A 19,434-nucleotide genomic window follows, 5' to 3' on the forward strand; every position below is an offset into this window, starting at 1 on the left:
GGGGTGGGGATCGCCGCGCGGCCGGCGAGCGAGAGCCGCCTCGTCGTGGTGGTCCTCCCCGGCATCGGAGAGCGCCACCCCGGCGCCCCGCTGTTCAACGCACAGGGGCGCGCACCTCGGGGCCTTCCCGCCATCCGGGAGGGCCCCCGGAAAAGGGCCCGGAACACCCCGGGAACCCGCGGCAACCACCGGCGCACCGGCCGGAGAACGGACAAGGAGTCCTCATGACCACGCAGACGGCGGGAAGCCCGCAGGACACCGTCCTGGCGACGATCCGCGCCCACCACGACCAGCTCGGCCGGACGATGTCCGACCACACTGTGACCATCGTGCGCTCCATCGACAGGCTGCAGTCCCCGGCCGCCCGGCAGGAGGTGCTGGTCACCTTCTGCGCCGAGGAGGTGCTCCCGCACGCCGAGGCCGAGGAGGAGACGCTGTACCGCGTCGCCGACGCGCTGCCCGCGACCAGGCTGCTCGCGCAGGCAATGCGCGACGAGCACGTCCTGCTGCGTGACCGGGTCGACGAGCTGGAGCGGGCGAGCACGTGGGGGGAGGTCGTCGCGGCCGCCGCCGCGCTGAACGCCCTGTTCCAGTCGCACCTGGACAAGGAGAACGAGCTCCTGCTGCCCGCGCTCGCCGACGCCGGCGTCGACCTCGCCGCCCTGCTCGACGGGATGCACGAGATCCTCGGCGCCCCGGCCGAGGCCGACGGGTGCGGATGCGGGTGCGGCGCCGGAGAACCGGCGGCGGAGGACGCGGACGGCGCTCTCGTCGTCGGCGAGCTCGACGTGCGCCGGCTGGTCCCGGCCCAGCGCCACGAGCAGATCTTCGCCACGTTCCGGGAACTGCCCGCGGGCATGTCGTTCGTGCTCGTCAACGACCACGACCCCAAGCCCCTCCACTACCAGTTCGCCGCCGAGCACCCCGGCGAGTTCACCTGGGACTACGCCGAGTCCGGTCCGGCCGTGTGGCGGGTGCGCATCGGCCGTCCCTGACTGCCGGTGGCCATGGCCGCGGCCCTGGGCGCGGGCAGCGGAGCGACCTTCGCGCCGGTCGCCCAGATCGCCCCGGCCGACAAGGTCGGCTCGGTCACCGGCCTGATCGACGCCACCGGCGGCCTGGGGGGATCCGTCCCGCCGCCGGTGATGGGCGGTGCCGGCCCTGCACCCTCGGGGTGCGAAACATGAAGGACGTCAGGAGCATGATGACCCGCACGACCCGAACAGCCCCACCCGTCTCCTTCCGCATCGCCCCGGCGCGGGGCGTAGGGCGGAGAGACGGCCGGATCCAGGCCAGGACACACGGCTGCGGCAATGAACGCACCCGGGCGGCAGTTGGCCCGGTGCCGGCATGATCACCGTCACTACCAGCGCCGACAGCGCTGCAACGGGGTTTCACAACGTGTCCTGGCAGCAGGCACGCCGGCTCGCCCATGCCTCGGCGCGGCCGGTGCCGGCGCAGCCGGCCGACCTGGCCCAGGCCGCCGGGCTGACCCTCGCCCAGGAGATCGTCACCCGCTCACCGGCTCCGGCCTTCGACACCGCGGCGATGGACGGATTCGCCGTGGCGGGCACCGGACCGTGGCAGGTGTGCGGCGCGATACGGGCCGGAACCGTCTTTCCCGCCGGTGAGCTGCAGGCGGGACAGGCGGTGGAGATCTCCACCGGCGCTCCGGTGCCTGCCGGGGCCGATGCGGTCCTCCCGGTGGAGCTGGCCGTGCGCGATGCCGACCGGGTCCGGGGCCCGCAGCTCACGCCGGGCCGGCACATCCGCCGCACGGGTGAAGACGCCCCCGCCGGAACCCACCTGGCCTCCCCGGGCAGCCGGATCGGCCCCGCGCTGCTCGGCCTGGCCGCCGCGTGCGGCTATGACGCGCTGCAGGTCCGGCCGCGGCCCCGGGTACAGATCCTGGTCACCGGTGACGAGCTCGTCCACCGCGGCAGGCCGGGCCCCGGCCAGGTGCGCGACGCCCTGGGCCCGATGCTGCCCTCGCTGGTGCAGGACATGGGCGGGCAGGCAGCGGCCGTCTGCCACGTACCCGACCGGCCCGGCGCGCTGGCCGATGCCTTCGCCGCCGCCGGCGCGGCGGAGGTGCTCGCGGTGACCGGGTCCACCTCGGTCGGTGTCACCGACCATCTGCGGCCGCTGCTCAACGAGCGGGCGGTGCGCTGGATCGTCGACACGGTGGCCTGCCGTCCCGGCCATCCACAGTTACTGGCCCAGCTCGCCGACGGCCGGTGGGTGGTGGGCCTTCCCGGTAACCCCTACGCCGCCCTGGTCGCGGCGCATACGCTGCTGGCCCCCCTGCTGGCCGGATTGGCCGGGCGGCGGCTGCCGGTCTTGCCACATGTGCCGCTGACAGGTCCCGTTCTCCCCCGATCGCACCCAGGTCCTGCCGGTGAGGTGGGACGGCGCTGTGGCCCGCGTACTGGGCAAGCAGCGTTCCGCGTTCCTCAACGGCGCGGCCATCGGCGACGCGCTGGCCGCGGTGCCTGCCGGCTGGAGGAGCCATGAGCCCGCTCCGCTCATCCTTTCAGCCGGACTGTAGGGGCGGACCTGAAGCGCCGTCCGGCGCGTTCGATGAAGAGCTCCCAAGAGGGCGCGATCGAGGAGGGCATCTTGACAGGCAGTCCGGCCTCACTCAGGGAAAACCAGCCTCACTCAGGGAAAAGGAGCCAGGATGGACGAGAAGTCGTTGCTCCCGAGCATGCAGCTGGATGACCTCCTGGCCGAGCTGCAGGGCCGGCTGGAGGCGGTGCTGGCCACCCGGGACCGGGTGCACGCCCTGCTGGAGGCCGTGGTCTCGATCGGCAGCGACCTGGATCTGGAGACGGTGCTGCGGCGCATCACCCAGGCCGCCACCCAGCTGGTCGAGGCCCGCTACGGGGCGCTCGGCGTCATCGGCGAGGGCGGCACGGTGGAGCGGTTCATCCCGGTGGGAATGGCCGAGGAGGAGATCGCGCGGGTCGACCACTGGCCGCACGGCAAGGGCCTGCTCGGACTGCTGTTCAAGGAACCCGGGACGCTGCGACTGGCCGATCTGACCGAACACCCGGCTTTCTATGGCTTTCCGGAGGGACATCCGCCGATGCGCAGCTTCCTGGGCGTGCCGATCGTGGTGCGCGAGGAGGTGTTCGGCAACCTGTATCTGACCGAGAAGGCCGGCGGCGCGGCCTTCGAGGAGGAGGACGAGATCGTGGTGGGCGCGCTGGCCACCGCCGCCGGTGTGGCGATCGAGAACGCCCGGTTGTACGAGGAGAGCCAGCGCCGGGAGAACTGGCTGCGGGTGTCCACGGAGGTGACCAGCAGTCTGTTGTCGGGTGAGGACCCGGACGAGGTGCTCACCGTCATGGCCCGGCGCGCCATGGAGCTCACCGGCGCCGACACGGTCACCGTGAGTTTCCCTCTGGCTGAGACCATGCGCATCGAGATCGCCGAAGGGCTCGGCGCCGAGCACCTGCGCGGCTGTGCGGTGCCGATGGAGGACTCCCTGGCCGCCGCCGTGGCGCACACCGGGCAGCCGCAGACCGCACTGGATGTGAAGGTGCGCATGGCTTATCCGGCATATCTGGAGCAGGTGCCGCTGAGCGCGGCGATCGCCGTCCCGCTGGGCAAGCCGCAGGCGGTCCACGGCGTGCTGAGCCTGGCCAAGCAGGCCGGGTCGCCGCCGTTCAACGAGGCGGACCTGCGCACGGCCGAGGCGCTGGGCGGGCAGGCCGCGGTCGCGCTGGAGCTGGCCGACGCGCGCCGCGACGCCGAGCGGCTGGGCCTGCTGGAGGACCGTGACCGCATCGCCAAGGACCTGCACGACGTGGTCATCCAGCGGCTGTTCGCGGTGGCGATGACGCTGATGAGCATGGTTGAGATGGTCGACAACCCCACCGCGACGACCCGGATGCAGCACGCGGTGGACGAGCTGGACCAGACCATCAAGGAGGTCCGCTCCACGATCTTCGCGCTGCAGTCGCCGCCGCAGCCCGGCCAGGTCTGTAGCCTGCGCGGCCAGATGACGGAGCTGGTGGAGGCGGCGCGCGAGCAGCTCGGTTTCATGCCCAGCATCCGGATGGAGGCCCCGCTGGACAACACGGTGCCCGAGGAGGTGGCCGGGCAGCTGCGGGCGGTGCTGCGCGAGGCGCTGTCCAACGTCGCCCGGCACGCCCGGGCGAGCAGGGCCCAGGTGCTGGTGGGGGTCAGTGAGGGCACGCTGCTGCTGGAGGTGAGCGACGACGGCATCGGCATCCCCGAGGACGGGCGGCGCAGCGGGCTGCGCAACCTCGCCGACCGGGCCGCGCGCCTGGGCGGCGCGTTCACCGCGGAGCGCGCCGAGGGCGGCGGGAGCCGCCTACGCTGGCGGGTGCCCCTTGAACGGGGATGAGCGCGGTGGAAGGGCCTGTGCGGGGACGGCTCCGCGTGTGCGGCCGGCGCACACCTGCCTCGGCGCCGTCGACTGGTCGATGAACGCCCTGGCGGCCTGACCGACCGCCCCGTGTCCGGGCGCTGACGGACGTCAGGACGGATGCGGTCGCCGCTGCGGCGAAGCTGCCCGGGGGCGGGAGAGATCTCCCTTCCCCTCTCCCCTGGCTGCCCGAGCCCGTCGATGGGACTTTCAGCCCGAACATCAGGGACCGGTGGCCCTGCCCGGTGCCCGTGCCGAGACCGCACCCTTTTCTTCACGGACCTCTCGGAAAAGGGCCCTGCATGGGACCGGTCGCAGACCGGCCACCCACCCCATGGATCTCATCGTGAGTCGGTAAATCGTGAGTCGGTAAGGAGAAGAAACGGTGGACAACGTGCGAAGGCTGACACTGATGCTGCTGCTGGGCGGTGTCGGCGTCAGCATGCTGACAGCCGGCACCGTCATGACGGTCCGCGGCATGCGCGGCAAGCAGGAGATCCGCGACGAGCTCATCCGCCAGAAGATCACCTTTCCGGCCAAGGGCCTGCCCGCCGAGTACGACCGCTACGCCGGACGACGGGTGGAGAACGGCGCCCACGCCCGGGTCTTCTCCGAAATGATCGGCGGCAACGTGCGCAAGGCCACCGCGGGACGCAGCTACTCGGAGATCAGCGCTGACCTGCACGCCGCCGGCGGCCAGGACGAGAAACTCACCGCGCTGCGCCAGACCGCGTTCATGGGGGAGACGCTGCGCGCCTCCCTGATGGGTGCCTACCAGGCCTGGCAGGTCACCTCCCTGGCCATCGGCCTGGGCGCGGTGCTCATGGGCGCCGGCGCCGCGTTCGTCGTGGTCGGCACCGTCCTGTCCTCGGCGCAGTAGCGATCCGCCTCAGGGCGGCATCCATCGACTCCCGGGCTGTCTTGTGGCGAGGTCCGCGAGCAGTCATGGCCGACGCGGAGAACCGCAACGGGCGGCGCAGCACGGCCCGGCGGGTCACCCGCCTGGACACTGCGCGGTGATGATGAGCAGCCTGAGCCGATCCCGCCCGATTCTCCATCCGCGGCAGTTCGCGGACCAGCATCGCCGACGTCCTGTCCGCCGACCACACCGCCGCCGACGTCGTCGGCCACCTGCCCGGCACCGGCCGGGACGAAGGGACCACCCTGTGAAGCGACCCGCCGAACCGCAGGCCTGCCCGGGCGGACCGGGTGAGCGGACGGCCCGCCCGGTCCGGCACGTCCACCGCGACGTCGCCGCCGCCCCTTTCATCGTCATCTGGGAGGCGACCCGCGCCTGCCCCCTGGCCTGCCTGCACTGCCGGGCCGAGGCCAGGCCCGAGCGCGACCCCGCCGAGCTGTCCACCGCCGAGGCCGTGGACCTGATGCGGCAGATCGCCGCGTTCGGCCGCCCCGCCCCGCTGTTCGTCATCACCGGCGGCGACCCCTTCGAACGCCCCGACCTGTACGACCTGGTCGAGCGCGCCCGCGAGATCGGCCTGTCCCCGTCGGTCTCCCCGTCGGCCACCCCCGCCCTCACCCCCGTCGCCCTCACCCGCCTGCGCGACGCCGGCGCCTCGGTCATCTCCCTCAGCCTTGACGGGGCCACCGCCGGACGCCACGACGGCTTCCGCGGCTTCGACGGCGTTTTCACCCGGACCCTGCGCTCCTGGCAGGCCGCCCTCGACGCCGGCCTCAAAGTGCAGATCAACACCACCGTCACCAAGACCAACCTGATGGACCTGCCCGACATCGCCCGCCTGGTCCGCGACTGGGGAGCGCTGCTGTGGAGCCTGTTCCTGCTCATCCCCACCGGCCGGGGCCGCAGCCTGACCTCGCTGACCGCCGCCGAGACCGAGGACGTCCTCAACTTCGCCCACGACATCGGAGCCGCCGTCCCCGTCAAAGCCACCGAGGCCCACCACTTTCGCCGCATCGCCATCCAGCGGCACATCCTGCGGGCCCGCGGCGCCGACCACGTGCAGGCCCTCGGGCTCGGACCGGTCTACCGCGCCCTGCACCGACGCGCCGTACGCGCCGGTCTCGTCCGCGCCACCCGCACCCGCCGCCCCCCGATCGACGTCAGCGCCGGCCGCGGCCTGGTGTTCGTCTCTCACACCGGAGAGGTCTCCCCGTCGGGATTCCTGCCGCTGCCGGCCGGAAACGTCCGCGACCGTCCGCTGACGGAGATCTACCGGACCTCGCCGGTCCTCACCTCACTGCGCGACCCCGGCCTGCTGACCGGACGCTGCGGGGCCTGCGAGTTCCGCGCCGTGTGCGGCGGATCCCGCTCCCGGGCCTACGCCACCAGCGGCGACGTCCTGGCCGAGGAACCGTGGTGCTCGTATGTGCCCGGCGACTTCCCCTACCAGGACGACCTGGGGAAGTATCTCGGCGCAACCGCTGGAGCGCCATGACCGGGACATGACAGCGGGCCGCCACCCCGTCCGATCGGGGACGGCGGCCCGCTGCGGCCGGGCACGGACGGCGGGGTCAGCCGCCGACGATCCGGCGGCCGGAGACCTGCTCTGCCGCGATGACGATGAAATGGTCCCGCTCACCCGGCGCCCACGGCGTCAGCGGCAGCCCCGCCAGCCGGGCCGCCTCCTGCGGGTCGTCCACCGCCCGCGCATGCCCCACCACGGTCACCGACCAGCCGGTCCGGCCCTGCGGGTCGAAGTCGTCGGCTTCGAAGGCCACGATGGTCCGGCGGGTCGCGGCGGCCAGTTTGGAGCCGACCGTGGTACGGATGACGATGTCAGTGCCGTCCAGCACGAAGTTGACCGGCTGCACCGCCGGCAGGGCACGGTCGGTGAAGACGATCCTCCCGATCGGCGCCGTCGCCAACAGAGCCATGCACTCCTGGGGGAAGACAACCTGCAGACCGGCGGAGTCAAGTTTCATGCCTTCCAGGATCGCTGATCGTCTACGTGCGGGGCAGGGACGAAAGTCCTCTCCTGCCGGCGCCGATGTCCCTTCCGTTCCCTTCATCCGGCTGTCAGGTGTCATCACTGTCGCGCCCGGCCGGTGAGGATAGGGCCGGGCGCGACGGTGTGTCGTCCACCTGCCTGGTCCGGCGAGAGCACGACGAAGGACTTTGGTCCCTATGACGGTGGTCTTTGAGCCCGCTCTGCGCCGGACCGGCGGGGCCTAGCGTGAGTGCAGCCCCTACATGACAATCAGTGGAGAGATCCCGGGCCGTGGCCGCAGAACCGATGATGACGCGCTCCTGTGGGCACTTTCCTGGGCGCCGCCCCTTTCCCGAGGGTGGTCCGGCCGCGGTGCCCGGCGCCCGCCTCGCGCTCGCCCGGCTCCCGCTGCTGGCCGGTGCCGCCGCCCTGCTCGCCGGCCTGTACGGGGGCGTCGCGCTGCTGATCACCGAGGTGCCCGTGCCGGTGGCGTTCGCCGAGCAGCACGGGCCGCTGATGGCGCTCGGCTTTCTGGGCACGCTGATCTGCCTGGAGCGGGCGGTCGCGCTGCGCAGCCGCTGGGGGTACGCCGCCCCGGCACTGTCAGCGCTGGGCGCCGTGGCGCTGGCGGCCGGGGCCGAGCAGGCGGGCCGGCTGGCGCTGACCGCCGGCGGCGGCTGGCTGGTCGGGATCTATCTGGCGTTGCTGGGCCGGCGCCTCAGCCGCGAGACGCTCATGCAGCTGGCCGGGGCACTGGCCTGGTACGCGGCCGGGCTGCTCTGGCTGGGCGGGCGGCCGGTGCCGGAGCTGGTGGTGTGGTTCGCCGCGTTCCACGTGCTGACCATCGCCGGGGAGCGGCTGGAGCTGGCCCACGTGGCGTTCCTGCGGCGGGGGGCGTCGGACGGGCTGATGGCGGCCGCCGTGGTGCTCGGCGCCGGGACGGTCTGCTCGGTGTGGGCGCCAGGTGCGGGGGCGCGGGTCGCCGGGGTGGGGATGGCGGCGGTGGCGGCCTGGCTGGCCTGGCACGACGTCGCCCGCCGTACCGTCCGCGGGCACGGCCTGCCCCGGTATGCGGCCGTGTGCCTGCTGGCCGGATACGGCTGGCTCGCGGCGGCCGGGGTCCTGTGGGCGGCCACCGGCTTGGCGGCCGGGTCCTATCTGTACGACGCGGCGCTGCACGCCCTGTTCTTGGGATTCGTCATGTCGATGGTGTTCGGGCACGCCCCGATAATCCTGCCGGCCGTGCTGCGGATGAGCCTGCCGTACCGGCCGATGCTGTATGTGCCGCTGGCGCTGCTGCACACGGCCGTGGCGGTCCGCTTCGCCGGGGATCTGGCCGCCGCCGACGCGGTGCGCACCGCCGGTGGGCTGCTCGCCGAGATTGCTCTGCTCGTGTTCGCCGGGTGCGCCGCCACGCTGGTGCGGCTGGCGCGCCGGGCATCGATGGGAAGGTGACCCGAGGTGACATCGGTCGAGGTGCATATCGAGAAGGGGCCGCCGACCAGGCCACTCCCCGGGCCGGTGCGCCGCCGCGCCCCCTGGCACCTGCGGGCCAACGCGCTCGTGGTGGTCTGGCTGGGGTTGACGGTCGCGACCGCGCTGGCCGGTGAGGGGCTGCCGGCGCCGCGCTGGCTGCTGATCCATGTCTTCCTGCTGGGTGCGGTCAGCACCGCGATCCTGATCTGGAGCGAGCACTTCGCCGTCGCGCTGCTGCGCGCCCGCACCCCGGATCCGCGCTGGAGCCTGGCCCGGCTCGCCCTGCTCAACGCCGCGACGGCGGCCGTGCTGTACGGCATGGCGGCCGGTCCCGCGGCGGTGGCGGTGGCCGGGGCGGGGGTGATCGTGGCCGTCGTGCTCTGGCATGCCGCCGCGCTGGTACGGCTGGCGCGGCGGGCGCTGCCCGGCCGGTTCGGCCACGTCATCGCCTGGTACGTGTGCGCGGCCGGGGCGCTGGCGACCGGTGGCACCCTCGGCGGCCTGCTGGCCGCCCATGTCGGCCCCGGAGCCACGCACGAGCGGCTGCACGCCGCGCACGCCCAGGTGAACCTGCTCGGCTGGGTCGGCCTGACCGTGCTCGGCACGTTGTTCACGCTCTGGCCGACCGTGCTCCGTACCCGCATGCCGGAGCGCACCCGCAGAGCCTCCCTGACCGGGCTGCGACTGGCCGCGCCCGGGCTGGCGCTGCTGACCGGCGGCCTGCTGGCGGATCTGCGCTGGGTGGCGACGGCCGGGCTGGCGGCGTACGCGGTCGGTGCGCTGGCCGCGCTGCTGCCGCTGGCCGAGGCGGTACGCACGCGCCGCCCGCACACCGGGGCGGCCTGGACGCTGGCCGCCGGCGTCGTCTGGTTCGAGATCGCGCTCGTCGCCGACGCGGTGATCGTGGCCACCCGCCCGGCGGGCGAGGTGGCCGCCGCGCTGGAGCCGCTGCTGCCGCTGGTGCTGGCCGGGTCCGTCGGCCAGGTGCTGCTGGGCTCACTGCTGCACCTGCTACCGGCGGTGCTGGGCGGAGGCCCGGCCCGGTTCAAGGAGAACATGGCGCTGCTGGAGCGCGGCTGGACGGTCCGCCTGGCCGCGCTCAACGCCGGCGTGCCGCTGCTGGCGCTACCGGTGCCGCGGCCGTTGGCCCTGCTGGGCTGGGCCCTGGTACTGGCATCGGCCGCAGCGTTCGTCGTGCTGGCCGTGGCCGCCCTGGCGCGGGCCTGGACGGCCGAACACCCTGAACGCCGGGCGCTCGCCTCGCCCGCGCTGGCCGGGGTGCTGGCCGGGTGCCTGCTGACGGCCGCCGCGGTCGTCGTCTCCGTCACCGGAGGCTCCGGCCCCGCCACCACCGTTGCCGCCACCGGCACCCGGACGGTCGAGGTGACGCTGTCGGGCATGCGGATCCGGCCTGCGGTGATCGAGGCCGCGCCGGGCACCGTGCTGACGCTGCGCGTCACCAACACCGACGCCCAACGGCACGACCTGCGACTGGCCACCGGGGAACGCACCCCGCTGCTGGGAGCAGGCGAGAGCGCGACGCTGACGCTCGCCCCGCTCGGCGAGGCGGTCGACGGCTGGTGCACCGTGGCCGGGCACCGGGCGGCGGGCATGACGATGCGCATCGTGCCCACCGGCGCGCTCGCCCGGCCCGGCACCGGCACCGGCACCGGGCACGGCGCGCACGGTCCGGCCGGACAGACGACATCCCCCGAGGGGAACGGCGGCCCGGCGACCGGCACCGGGCAGACCGGCCTGGACCTGGCCGCGCCCATGTCGCCGGGGTGGAAGCCGTACGACGCGGTGTTGGCGCCCGCGCCCGGCGGCGCCGAGCACGCGGTGGAGATCCGGGTGGACGACAGCGCGGTACTGGAGGTCGCGCCCGGCGTGCGGCAGCGAATGTGGACGTTCAACGGGACCGTGCCCGGGCCGGTGCTGCGCGGCACGGTGGGCGATGTGTTCACGGTGACGTTCGTCAACAGCGGCACGATGGGGCACGGCATCGACTTTCACGCCGGGGCGAACGCGCCGGACCGGGTGATGCGCACGATCCAGCCGGGTGAGCGGCTGACCTACCGGTTCGGCGCCGAGCACGCGGGGGCGTGGCTGTACCACTGCTCGACGATGCCGATGACGCAGCACATCGCGGCCGGCATGTACGGGGCGGTGGTCATCGATCCGCCGGACCTGTCGCGGGTGGATCGGGAGTTCCTGCTGGTCCAGGGCGAGCTGTACCTGGGGGAGCCGGGCAGCGACGCACAGGTCGCCAAGATCCGCGAGGGCCGCCCGGACGGGTGGATGTTCAACGGCACCGCCGCCGGTTACGATCATGCGCCGCTGAAGGCGGAGGCGGGTGAGCGGGTGCGGATCTGGGCGGTGGCCGCCGGACCGAGCTCGGGTACGGCGCTGCACGTGGTGGGGGCGCCGTTCGACACCGTCTACAAGGAGGGCGCCTACCTGCTGCGTGAGGGCGACGCGGGGGGTGCGCAGGTGCTGGACCTGGCGCCCGCGCAGGGCGGGTTCGCCGAGCTGGTCTTCCCCGAGCCGGGCAGGTATCCGGTGGTGGACCACACGATGCGTCAGGCCGAGGGCGGGGCGCACGGCCTGTTCGAGGTGGACGCGCGGTGAGGTCGGAGGACGGTCGCTGCCGATGGATGTGGGTTGTGCGATGACGTGGTGGTCGGTGGTGCGGTTTTTCCACGTGTTGTCGGCGGCGCTATGGGTCGGCGGACAGCTGACGGTCTCGCTGGTGGTGTTGCCGCTGGCGCGGCGGCTGCTGGACGGTGAGCGGCGCGAGCGGGTGATGCGGGCGGTGGGACGGCGGTTCGGGATGTTCACCGGGGCGGTGTTCCTTCCCGTGCAGTTGGGCAGCGGGGTGGCCATCGCCTGGCACAAGGGGGTCACGTGGGCGTCGCTGGCCGAGCCGGGTTACGGGCGGATCCTGGCGGCGAAGCTGGCGTTGTTCTGCGCGGTCATGGTCGCGGCGGGTCTGCACGGGTGGGCCACCGGCGCGGGACGTCCCGGCTTCGCGCGGGCGACGGCGCTGGCGGCGCTGGTCGGGTCGGTCGGCGTGGTGCTGCTGGCCACCGCGCTACCGGCCACCTGAATCGGGCACTCTGCCCCGGGTGTCGCTGTTCCGGCTGCACGCGCTCGGCGCGCTGCTGCTGCGCTCCCCTGTCCTTGTTCAAAGTCTGGTCTCAGCAGCCGACACGGCGCCAGAGCCGGAACCGCGGTCATTGACACGTGGTCCGGCTGGTGTGGGAGGGTTGAGCGCTATGACCAACGCTGCCACCCCTGCCCGCCGCTGTCATCGGATCGTGTCGGCTGGTGCCGCGCAAGGCGCGGGACGCCGACCGCGGAGAGCTCGCTGAGGTGTTCACAGCCGACGACCACGCGCGCAGACCGGCCGGCCGCCTGGACTTCACCGCAGCCGGCACCTTCTGGACGCACGACTTCTGGACGCACGGCGCGCGGCCGGAAGACGCCGTCGCCGCCCTGAGCGCGTTCCGGCTTTGAGGGCGGACAAGCGCGCCGCGCGGGCCGCCCGGTCGATCGACGTGACCCGGCTTCCCGAGGACGTCTCGGCGCTCATCGACGCTCTCGAGCCCGGGGAGGAACTGGTCATCACGCGGGGCGGCGAGTCGATCGCGGCGATCTCCAGCACCCTTCGCGTGCTCCACGGTGCCGTCGTCGATCCCGGCGCTCCGGAGGAGGCCGAGGAACAACCTCCGATCGACTACGACAGCGTGACGGTCGTCGCCACCGCGATGAAGCTGTCGGCGTCGGCCCGGGTCTCGCTGTCCACCCAGCTCGGCCCGGACTACGTCGTGCTCGACATGCACGCCGCTCCCAGGACGGCCGACGTACTGCTGACGCCGCCGATCAGCCCCCAGTTGATCGCAGGTCTCCGGTCGATGTTCCCGAAAGCTCGCGTCATCATCACTGAGATCGAGGACAACGAGCTCGGAGTCAACTACCACGGCCCGGTCCGGCGCCTGCTCGACGCCGGCGCGGAGGCGTATCTGCCGCCGGCGACCATCCCCCGCCTGGCGAGGCAGCTCGACTACACCCTCACCCAGCTGCACCAGATCACCGACGACGCCACCGCACCGCTGGAGATCGAACCCGCCACGAGACCAGCAGGTGACAGTCGAGACGCGGTGTGAACGGATCACGAGCGCGGATCCCGCGTTCCTTGGATCCACGGGACACGCCTTGGCCGGAGACGGAAGTGGTGCCGGCCCGAAACTTGACCTTTGGTGTGCCAATGTGTCGTGCATGACATCAAGAAGAAGGAAGTCCGCCGCCCCGGGCGGATCCAATAGGCGGGAGCGGCCCTGGTACAGGCAACCGGCGTTTATGAGCGGTCTCGCAATCGCCGTTGTGACAGGCTGTTTCGCGGTGGTTTCTGCATATGTTCAGACAAGGGGAGGTGGCGACGGGCACACACCTGAACCGGATGCCCCCAGAGTGGCTCGATTGACATTCAGCGAGATAAGCGTCAAGGACGCCGATCCACGTCCGGCGAAGAAGCTCAGCGGGAGCGGTTCGGTGGAGAACCTCGGCCCCGGGGGAATCTTCCTGATGGCCGGCGAATCGGCGGAGAACATGACGCGCGTGTCTCAGCCGGCCACGGTGTACGGAGGAAAATGGAAGGTGGAGTGGCGCCTCTCGCACCCGCCGGAGCCGCTCGTCATGAGAGCCGTGCTGATGTATCCGGCGTTCAACATATGCGCGGACTCCCGGTGCCCGACACCAAGCCTCGGCGAGTTGCGGGAGCGGCTTGTCAGGAAAGGGTTGAGTGCGGAGGAGGCCGCCATTGTCACCACTCCCCCGGGAGAAGGAAATTCATCCGGAACGGCGACTCTCGGACCTGGCGGGAATGGCGATCTGGAGAGCCCAGATCCCAAGACCTCGACTTCCGAGACCGTGATACCCCTGACCCCGACTCCGAGGACCGAATCTCCCGAGACCGTGACTCCCGAGACCTCGGCCCCGGAGGTCGAGGTCCCCGAGACGTGACCGCCGGCCTCACGCAAGCGCCTGCGCCGCGACGCCGATCTCCGGCCTGGCCGGCCCCGCCCGGTCACGGGCTTCCGGCTCCGCCGGCCGGTGTGGCGCTCCGGCCGTGAGGCGACGGAGCGGAGCAGCCGTCCGTTGACGCCCGCGCGGGCCGCTCCCCGGTGCTCATCCCGCGGGGAAGGTCGGCCACACGCGCCCGTGGCCGACTACCACAGCGGGCCATCGTCACAGATCGGTGGCTATGATCTTCTCGATGTTCCGTTCGGCGAGCGCCGTGATGGTGACGAACGGGTTGACGCTGGTGTTGCCGGGGATCAGCGAGCCGTCGATGACGTACAGGCCGGGGTGGCCGGTGAGGCGGCCGTAGCCGTCGGTGGCCTTGTTCAGGACCGCGCCGCCGAGCGGGTGGTAGGTGAGGTGGTCGCCCCAGATCTTGTAGACGCCGAAGAGGTCGGTCCGGTAGATCGTCCCCTCCTTCGCGTTGATCTTGTCGAAGATCGTCTTGGCCATGTCGATGGACGGCTGCTTCCAGGAGGTCTGCCAGTCCAGGTCGACCTTGCCCGTCGTGGCGTTCCAGGAGAACCGGGCGCGGTTCGGGTTCTTGGTGATCGACAGGTAGAACGAGGCGTAGGTCTCGATCCCGGTCGGCAGCGGCGCGACCTCGGCGAACGCGCCGCCGGCGGCCCAGTTGTCGATGCCGGAGCAGGGAATGGCCGACTGGAGCTTGCCGGTCGGGTCCCACAGGTGGTTGGCACGGCCGCACATGACGTTGCCGTTGTCGCCCCAGCCCTTGCCGACCTCGTCGTTCAGGTTGGGCAGCGCACCGGTGGCCTTCAGCTTGACCAGCAGCTTGCTGGTGCCGACACTGCCGGCGGCGAAGAACACCCGGTCCGCGGTCACGGTCTTGGTGGCCGTGGTGTCACCGCTGGTGTTGATCTGGTCGATGACGACCGTGTAGCCGCCGCCGGCCGCCGGGGCGACCGAGGTGACCTTGTGCAGCGGCGAGATGGCGACCTTCCCGGTGGCCCTGGCCCGGGCGAGGTAGGTCTGCTGCAGTGATTTCTTGCCGTGGTTGTTGCCGTAGAGGATCTCCCCGGCCAGCGCCGACTTGGTGACGGTTCCGGCCGCCTCCCGCTCCATGTAGTCCCAGTCGTACACGTCGGGCACGAAGACGAACGGGAAGCCGGAACGCTGGGCGTGCTTACGGCCGACCCGGGCGTACTGGTAGCAGGCGGCGGAGTCGAACCAGGCCGGGTCGACGGTGCCGACCCCGAGCTCGGCGTTGGCGCGCGGGTAGTAGATGTCGTACATCTCGTCGGCGTTCACCGACGGGAGGACGGCGCCGAAGTTCTCGCGCCTGGGGGTGACCGCCATGCCTCCGTTGACCAGCGAACCGCCTCCGACACCGCGGCCCTGGTAGACCGTGATGCCGCCGAAGTCCTCGGCGTCCAGGATCCCGGTGTAGCGGGAGATGTTCCTGTCGATCGGGAAGCCGAGGAAGTAGTTGAGGGGCGCCTTGGTCCTGGTCCGCAGCCAGTAGGACCGGTGGTCCGGCTCCAGCGTGTTGCAGAAGATCTTGCCGTCGGGGCCGGGGGTGTCCCAGGCCATGCCCATCTCGATCATGTGCACGTCGACGCCCGCCTGGGCGAGACGCAGGGCGGCGACGGAGCCGCCGTATCCGGTGCCGATCACCAGGGCCGGGACGTGGGCCCCGGTGGCGATCGGAGCGGCCGCGGGGACGGTCTCCGCGCGGGCCGCGGGGACGCGGCCCGTGAGGGCCACGACTCCCAGGATGGAGCCGGTTCCGGTGATGAACCCACGGCGTGAGACGCCGGTCGAGCCGGTAACGCCCGAGGTGTTGTCCCTCATGTCGCGTTCCTCACTCTCATTGAAATGAGAACGGGTCCTACATGTTGCTCGCACGATCAGTCACCGCACACCCATGAGTGACTTTGTGTTCGGTCGCATGCCTGGCGCGCCGGGTCATGGCGCGTCCGTCCGCCTGGCGGAGGGCGATGGGCCGCCGGTCAGCATGCACACGGTGTCGAGGCCCAGCACGTGGTTGAGCCGGCCGAAGGTCAGCCAGGAACCGAGGCTCATGCTGAGCTCCACGATCTCGGACTGGCTGTAGTGCGCGGTCATCCGGGTCCAGAACTCGTCGTCGAGGCCGTGGTGATCCAGTGCGTACCGCTCGGCGTACTCGGCGGCCAGCCGGGTGCGGTCGTCGAAGGCGTCGGTGGTGCGCCAGTGGGTCACCGCGTCGGCGAAGTCCTCCTCGACCTTCCGCCCGTCCCGTTCGGTCCGCCAGTCGAGGCAGAAGGCACACCCGTTGATCTGCGCGATCCGCAGCCGTGCGGCCTCGAACTCACGGAGTCCGAGGGTCGTGTGGGCGTACACCGACAGTGAGAATTTCGAGGCGGCGATCCCGATGCCGGGGACCATCTCACCCCACACGTACTCGATCGCGTCCTTTCCCTCGGGGATGTCGATGTTCATGGTTGCTTCCTTCCGAGCCTGCCGACTGCGGGGCGCAGCGGGACGTCGAGCGCGTCGTAGAGTCCTGGTCCGGCGTCCACGAGCCAGTCGATGGCGTTCACCAGCCGGCCGACCGCGGTGGCGTTCCCGCCCGCGGACCGGTTGCCGTCCTCGTCGGTGGCCTCGACCGTGACCTCGATGCGCGGGCGGCCCTCGATGATCACCCGGTGCGCCCCGTCGCCGTCGGGCGGCGCCGGCCAGTCCGGCGCGCAGGAGGGGTGGATGCGGGTGACGTGCTCGATGACGATGCGAGGTTCACCCTCGACGATGCCCTGCACCTCGAAGCGGACCGCGCCCTGGGTGCCGGCCTCGAACTCCCCCATCGTCCTGGTGCTCACCGTGGTGTCGAGCGGGCGCCGATCAAGGGTCTCGCGGATCTCGTCGAGTTCGACGCCGAGGGCCCTGGCCATCAGCCGCACCTGCCCGCCCCACACCATGGTCGGGACCGTCGGCGCGGTCATCGGCGGCTCGTAGTCCATCGGCTGGCCCATGCCGACCAGGTAGCGGACCGAGTCGGGCTGGTCGTAGGTGGAGTAGTCGAAGATCTCCTGGCAGCGGATCACCTCTACGGTGGTGCCGAGCCCGCTGATCAGCAGCGGCAGCACGTCGTTGCCCCAGCCGGGGTCGACGCCGGAGACGAACAGCGAGCCGCCGCCCTCCGCGATGGCGGCCAGCACCGGCTCCCGCAGCTCCGGCGGGGCGTTGCGCTGGTCGTAGAGCGCGTACATCGAGGGGGTGACGACCACGGCTCCGGCCCGGATCGCCCTGATGATGTCGGCGAGGGCCTCGTCGGGGCGGATGTCGCCGGAGGCCGCGTACACCACCGCCTGGGGACCGGTGGCCAGCACCGCGTCGATGTCGTCGGTCGCCGCGACCCCCAGATCGCGGCCCAGCCCGCCCAGGTCGCCCGCGTCGCGGCCGACCTTGTCGGGGTTGTGGACGAGCACGGCCGCGAGTTTCAGCGCCGGATGGGCCTCGACGGCACGGATGGCCGCGCGGCCGACGTTGCCGGTGCCCCAGACAATCGTGGACCTCATGGCCGGAGCGTAGCAAGCGCTTGGTTCAGCGTATAGTGCCGCCGCGATCCCGTACGGCCGCTCCCGAACCCCGGCCGGCTCTCACCCCCCGGACCCGGCCGGTCCTCACGCCCCCTCCCCCTCCTCCGCGCGACGCGACGGATCCGCGGGCCAGTTCTCCAGCATGACGTGGAGGCCGTCGAGCGCCCGCTCCCAGGACCTCTGCACATCGCGGGAGTGACGGAACCCGCCGTTGGCCTCCAGGGTGATGTAGCCGTGGAAGGCGCTGCGCAGCAGGCGGCCCGCGTCGGTCAGGTCCGGCTCGACCAGCTTGTACGCGCGCAGCATCGCATGGGTGAGCTCGACGGTGCGGACGTGGACGGGGGACGCGGCGAGGACCGCGGGATCCAGCTGGACCGCCTGGGTCGCCGCGTAGCGGCCGGGGTGGGCCAGCGCGTACTCCCGGTAGGCGTTGGCGAACGCGACCATGGCCTCCTTCCCGGCCCGGCCCGCGACCCCCGCCGCGATACGGTCGGCGAGCTCGCCCGCGGCCAGCAGCGCGACCCGTTCCCGCAGATCCTGAAGATTCTTGACATGCGAGTACAGGCTCGGGTCCTTGACCCCGAAGATCCGCGCCAGCGCGGACACGGTGATGTTCTCGAACCCGACGGCGTCCGCCAGATCCGCGGCCGCCTCCGTCACCCGCTCCGCCGTCAGCCCCGCACGAGCCATCCGCCGACCTTCCCGCTTACCTAGACCCATTAACCAATTGCTTAACGTACGTAGGGAAGTGTAGCGTTCCGCGCCATGAAAGCAGTAAATGAGCAGGAGATCCGCGCGTCGTTCGCCAACTGCTCCAAAGGGGAGGCCAAGCGGCTGGCACTGCCCCGGGACCTCGCCCAGCAGCCCTGGGACGACCTGGACTTCCTGGGATGGCGCGACCCCGGCGCACCGGATCGCGGCTACCTCGTCACCGAGCGCGGCGACGAGGTCGTCGGCGTGGCGCTACGCCTGTCCGCCCGCCAGCGCGGGCATCTCCACCGCGGCATGTGCTCCCTGTGCCTGACCACACACCCCGGCAGCGGCGTCTCACTGATGACCGCCCGACGAGCGGGCCAGGCCGGCCGCGACAGCAACTCGGTCGGCGTGTACGTGTGCACCGACCTCGCCTGCCCGCTGTACGTGCGCGGCAAGAAGCTCCCGGACCTGGGAGGACGTCTCGAAGAGACCCTGACGGTGGAGGAGCAGATCGATCGCACCAGGGCCAAGCTGTCGGCCTTCCTGGACAAGGTCCTGGCGTGAACCGGGGCGCCCCGGACGGCTCCAGCTCCGGCTCCGGCCCCGACGGGTGCGCGCAGGAACCTGCCGAAACCGCAGAACGGCACCATGAGAAAGAAGAGACACAGTGAAGCACAGCGGATGGGCCGACGAAGGGTTCGGAGCGGTCGCGGACGCATTCTCCCGGAACTTCGCCGAACACGGTGAACTCGGCGCCGCCGTCACCGTGTACGTCGACGGACGCAAGGTCGTGGACCTGTGGGGCGGGATCGCCGACGAGCGCAGCGGCCGGCCCTGGGAGGAGGACACGGTCGTGCCGGTCTTCTCCTGCGCCAAAGGCGTCGTCAGCGTCTGCGCCCACCTCCTGGCACAGGAAGGACGGCTGGACCTCGACGCTCCGGTGAGCCGGTACTGGCCGGAGTTCGCGCAGCGCGGCAAGGAGACGATCACACCACGCATGGTGCTCGGACACCGCGCCGGACTCCCCGTCCTCGACCGCACACCGAGCTTCGAGGAGATCGTCGAGTGGACGCCGGTGGTCCGCGCCATCGAGGAACAGGAGCCACTGTGGGAGCCGGGCGCCGCCCACGAATACCACGGCCATGTCTTCGGCTTCCTCATCGGTGAGGTGATCCGGCGGATCACCGGGCTCACCCCGGGCGCGTACTTCCGCGGGGCCGTCGGCGACGGACTGGGACTGAGGACCTGGATCGGCCTGCCGCAGGAGGAGACCGGACGGCTGGCCCGGCTCGTCGAGGCCGCGGGACGGCCCGCGATGCCCGGCCCCGAATCGCTGATCATGCGC

The 19,434-nt window shown here is 71.9% G+C and carries 20 protein-coding genes and 1 pseudogene; 16 read left to right on the forward strand and 5 right to left on the reverse strand.

The genetic code is table 11. The annotated features are described in order from the left end of the window. The 8 genes and pseudogenes from ACWDS7_RS33750 to ACWDS7_RS33785 form a co-directional block, all read left to right on the forward strand. Positions 1–228 (forward strand): hypothetical protein (locus ACWDS7_RS33750; RefSeq protein WP_451932560.1); only part of this gene is annotated, 228 nt, incomplete at its 5' end. Beyond that, positions 225–995 carry a DUF2249 domain-containing protein gene (locus ACWDS7_RS33755; RefSeq protein ID WP_451932561.1) on the forward strand — a complete coding sequence of 257 codons (771 nt, stop codon included), beginning with the start codon at positions 225–227 and terminating at the stop codon, positions 993–995. The genes ACWDS7_RS33750 and ACWDS7_RS33755, both read left to right, overlap by 4 nt. A 12-nt stretch (positions 996–1,007) precedes the next feature. Continuing rightward, positions 1,008–1,187, forward strand: a complete 180-nt coding sequence (locus ACWDS7_RS33760; protein WP_451932562.1) for a hypothetical protein — start codon at positions 1,008–1,010, stop codon at positions 1,185–1,187. A 163-nt stretch (positions 1,188–1,350) separates the two neighbouring features. Then, positions 1,351–2,253 (forward strand): annotated as a pseudogene (locus ACWDS7_RS33765) (molybdopterin molybdotransferase MoeA); the annotation flags it as partial. Between the two features lie 163 nt (positions 2,254–2,416). Then, positions 2,417–2,548: a hypothetical protein gene (locus tag ACWDS7_RS33770; RefSeq protein WP_451932563.1), complete on the forward strand. Its 132-nt coding sequence runs from the start codon at positions 2,417–2,419 to the stop codon at positions 2,546–2,548. A 132-nt stretch (positions 2,549–2,680) separates the two neighbouring features. Then, positions 2,681–4,375, forward strand: coding sequence for a GAF domain-containing protein (locus ACWDS7_RS33775; RefSeq protein WP_451932564.1), 1,695 nt, complete (start codon positions 2,681–2,683; stop codon positions 4,373–4,375). Between the two features lie 406 nt (positions 4,376–4,781). Further along, positions 4,782–5,276: a hypothetical protein gene (locus ACWDS7_RS33780; protein ID WP_451932565.1), complete on the forward strand. Its 495-nt coding sequence runs from the start codon at positions 4,782–4,784 to the stop codon at positions 5,274–5,276. A gap of 286 nt (positions 5,277–5,562) precedes the next feature. After that, complete coding sequence (locus ACWDS7_RS33785) at positions 5,563–6,810, forward strand: TIGR04053 family radical SAM/SPASM domain-containing protein (protein WP_451932566.1); 1,248 nt, start codon at positions 5,563–5,565, stop codon at positions 6,808–6,810. A gap of 76 nt (positions 6,811–6,886) precedes the next feature. On the opposite strand, the gene ACWDS7_RS33790 is transcribed toward ACWDS7_RS33785, so the two are convergent. Continuing rightward, a complete protein-coding gene (locus ACWDS7_RS33790) occupies positions 6,887–7,297 on the reverse strand; it encodes a pyridoxamine 5'-phosphate oxidase family protein (protein WP_306870827.1) in 411 nt (136 codons plus the stop codon). Between the two features lie 377 nt (positions 7,298–7,674). Here ACWDS7_RS33790 and ACWDS7_RS33795 point away from each other — a divergent pair, with 377 nt between their 5' ends. From ACWDS7_RS33795 to ACWDS7_RS33820, 6 genes are all read left to right on the forward strand, one after another. Then, on the forward strand, positions 7,675–8,757 hold the full coding sequence (locus ACWDS7_RS33795; RefSeq protein WP_451932567.1) for a hypothetical protein: 1,083 nt from the start codon (positions 7,675–7,677) through the stop codon (positions 8,755–8,757). Between the two features lie 6 nt (positions 8,758–8,763). After that, complete coding sequence (locus tag ACWDS7_RS33800; RefSeq protein ID WP_451932568.1) at positions 8,764–11,406, forward strand: multicopper oxidase domain-containing protein; 2,643 nt, start codon at positions 8,764–8,766, stop codon at positions 11,404–11,406. Between the two features lie 40 nt (positions 11,407–11,446). Next, complete coding sequence (locus ACWDS7_RS33805; RefSeq protein WP_451932569.1) at positions 11,447–11,884, forward strand: hypothetical protein; 438 nt, start codon at positions 11,447–11,449, stop codon at positions 11,882–11,884. A gap of 221 nt (positions 11,885–12,105) precedes the next feature. Beyond that, the gene (locus ACWDS7_RS33810) at positions 12,106–12,294 is read left to right on the forward strand and encodes a hypothetical protein (RefSeq protein ID WP_451932570.1); all 189 of its coding nucleotides are present in this window, start codon (positions 12,106–12,108) and stop codon (positions 12,292–12,294) included. Continuing rightward, positions 12,291–12,944: a hypothetical protein gene (locus ACWDS7_RS33815; RefSeq protein WP_451932571.1), complete on the forward strand. Its 654-nt coding sequence runs from the start codon at positions 12,291–12,293 to the stop codon at positions 12,942–12,944. Before ACWDS7_RS33810 ends, ACWDS7_RS33815 begins: the two co-directional genes overlap by 4 nt. A gap of 313 nt (positions 12,945–13,257) precedes the next feature. Continuing rightward, positions 13,258–13,800 carry a hypothetical protein gene (locus ACWDS7_RS33820; RefSeq protein ID WP_451932572.1) on the forward strand — a complete coding sequence of 181 codons (543 nt, stop codon included), beginning with the start codon at positions 13,258–13,260 and terminating at the stop codon, positions 13,798–13,800. Positions 13,801–14,025: 225 nt separating this feature from the next. Here ACWDS7_RS33820 and ACWDS7_RS33825 read toward each other — a convergent pair whose 3' ends face one another. The 4 genes from ACWDS7_RS33825 to ACWDS7_RS33840 form a co-directional block, all read right to left on the reverse strand. Beyond that, positions 14,026–15,669 carry a GMC oxidoreductase gene (locus ACWDS7_RS33825; RefSeq protein WP_451932573.1) on the reverse strand — a complete coding sequence of 548 codons (1,644 nt, stop codon included), beginning with the start codon at positions 15,667–15,669 and terminating at the stop codon, positions 14,026–14,028. Between the two features lie 114 nt (positions 15,670–15,783). Further along, complete coding sequence (locus tag ACWDS7_RS33830) at positions 15,784–16,296, reverse strand: carboxymuconolactone decarboxylase family protein (protein ID WP_451932574.1); 513 nt, start codon at positions 16,294–16,296, stop codon at positions 15,784–15,786. Continuing rightward, entirely contained in the window at positions 16,293–17,372 is a 1,080-nt protein-coding gene (locus tag ACWDS7_RS33835; protein WP_451932575.1) for an NAD(P)H-dependent amine dehydrogenase family protein, read from the reverse strand. Before ACWDS7_RS33835 ends, ACWDS7_RS33830 begins: the two co-directional genes overlap by 4 nt. Positions 17,373–17,477: 105 nt before the next feature. Further along, entirely contained in the window at positions 17,478–18,083 is a 606-nt protein-coding gene (locus ACWDS7_RS33840; protein WP_451932576.1) for a TetR/AcrR family transcriptional regulator, read from the reverse strand. 75 nt (positions 18,084–18,158) lie between these two features. Between ACWDS7_RS33840 and ACWDS7_RS33845 the strand changes: the two genes are divergently transcribed. Beyond that, complete coding sequence (locus ACWDS7_RS33845; RefSeq protein WP_451932577.1) at positions 18,159–18,653, forward strand: FBP domain-containing protein; 495 nt, start codon at positions 18,159–18,161, stop codon at positions 18,651–18,653. Between the two features lie 103 nt (positions 18,654–18,756). Further along, positions 18,757–19,434: serine hydrolase domain-containing protein (locus tag ACWDS7_RS33850; protein WP_451932578.1), on the forward strand; the 678-nt coding region annotated here is incomplete at its 3' end.

It is taken from the genome of Streptosporangium sp. NPDC003464, from assembly GCF_053588315.1.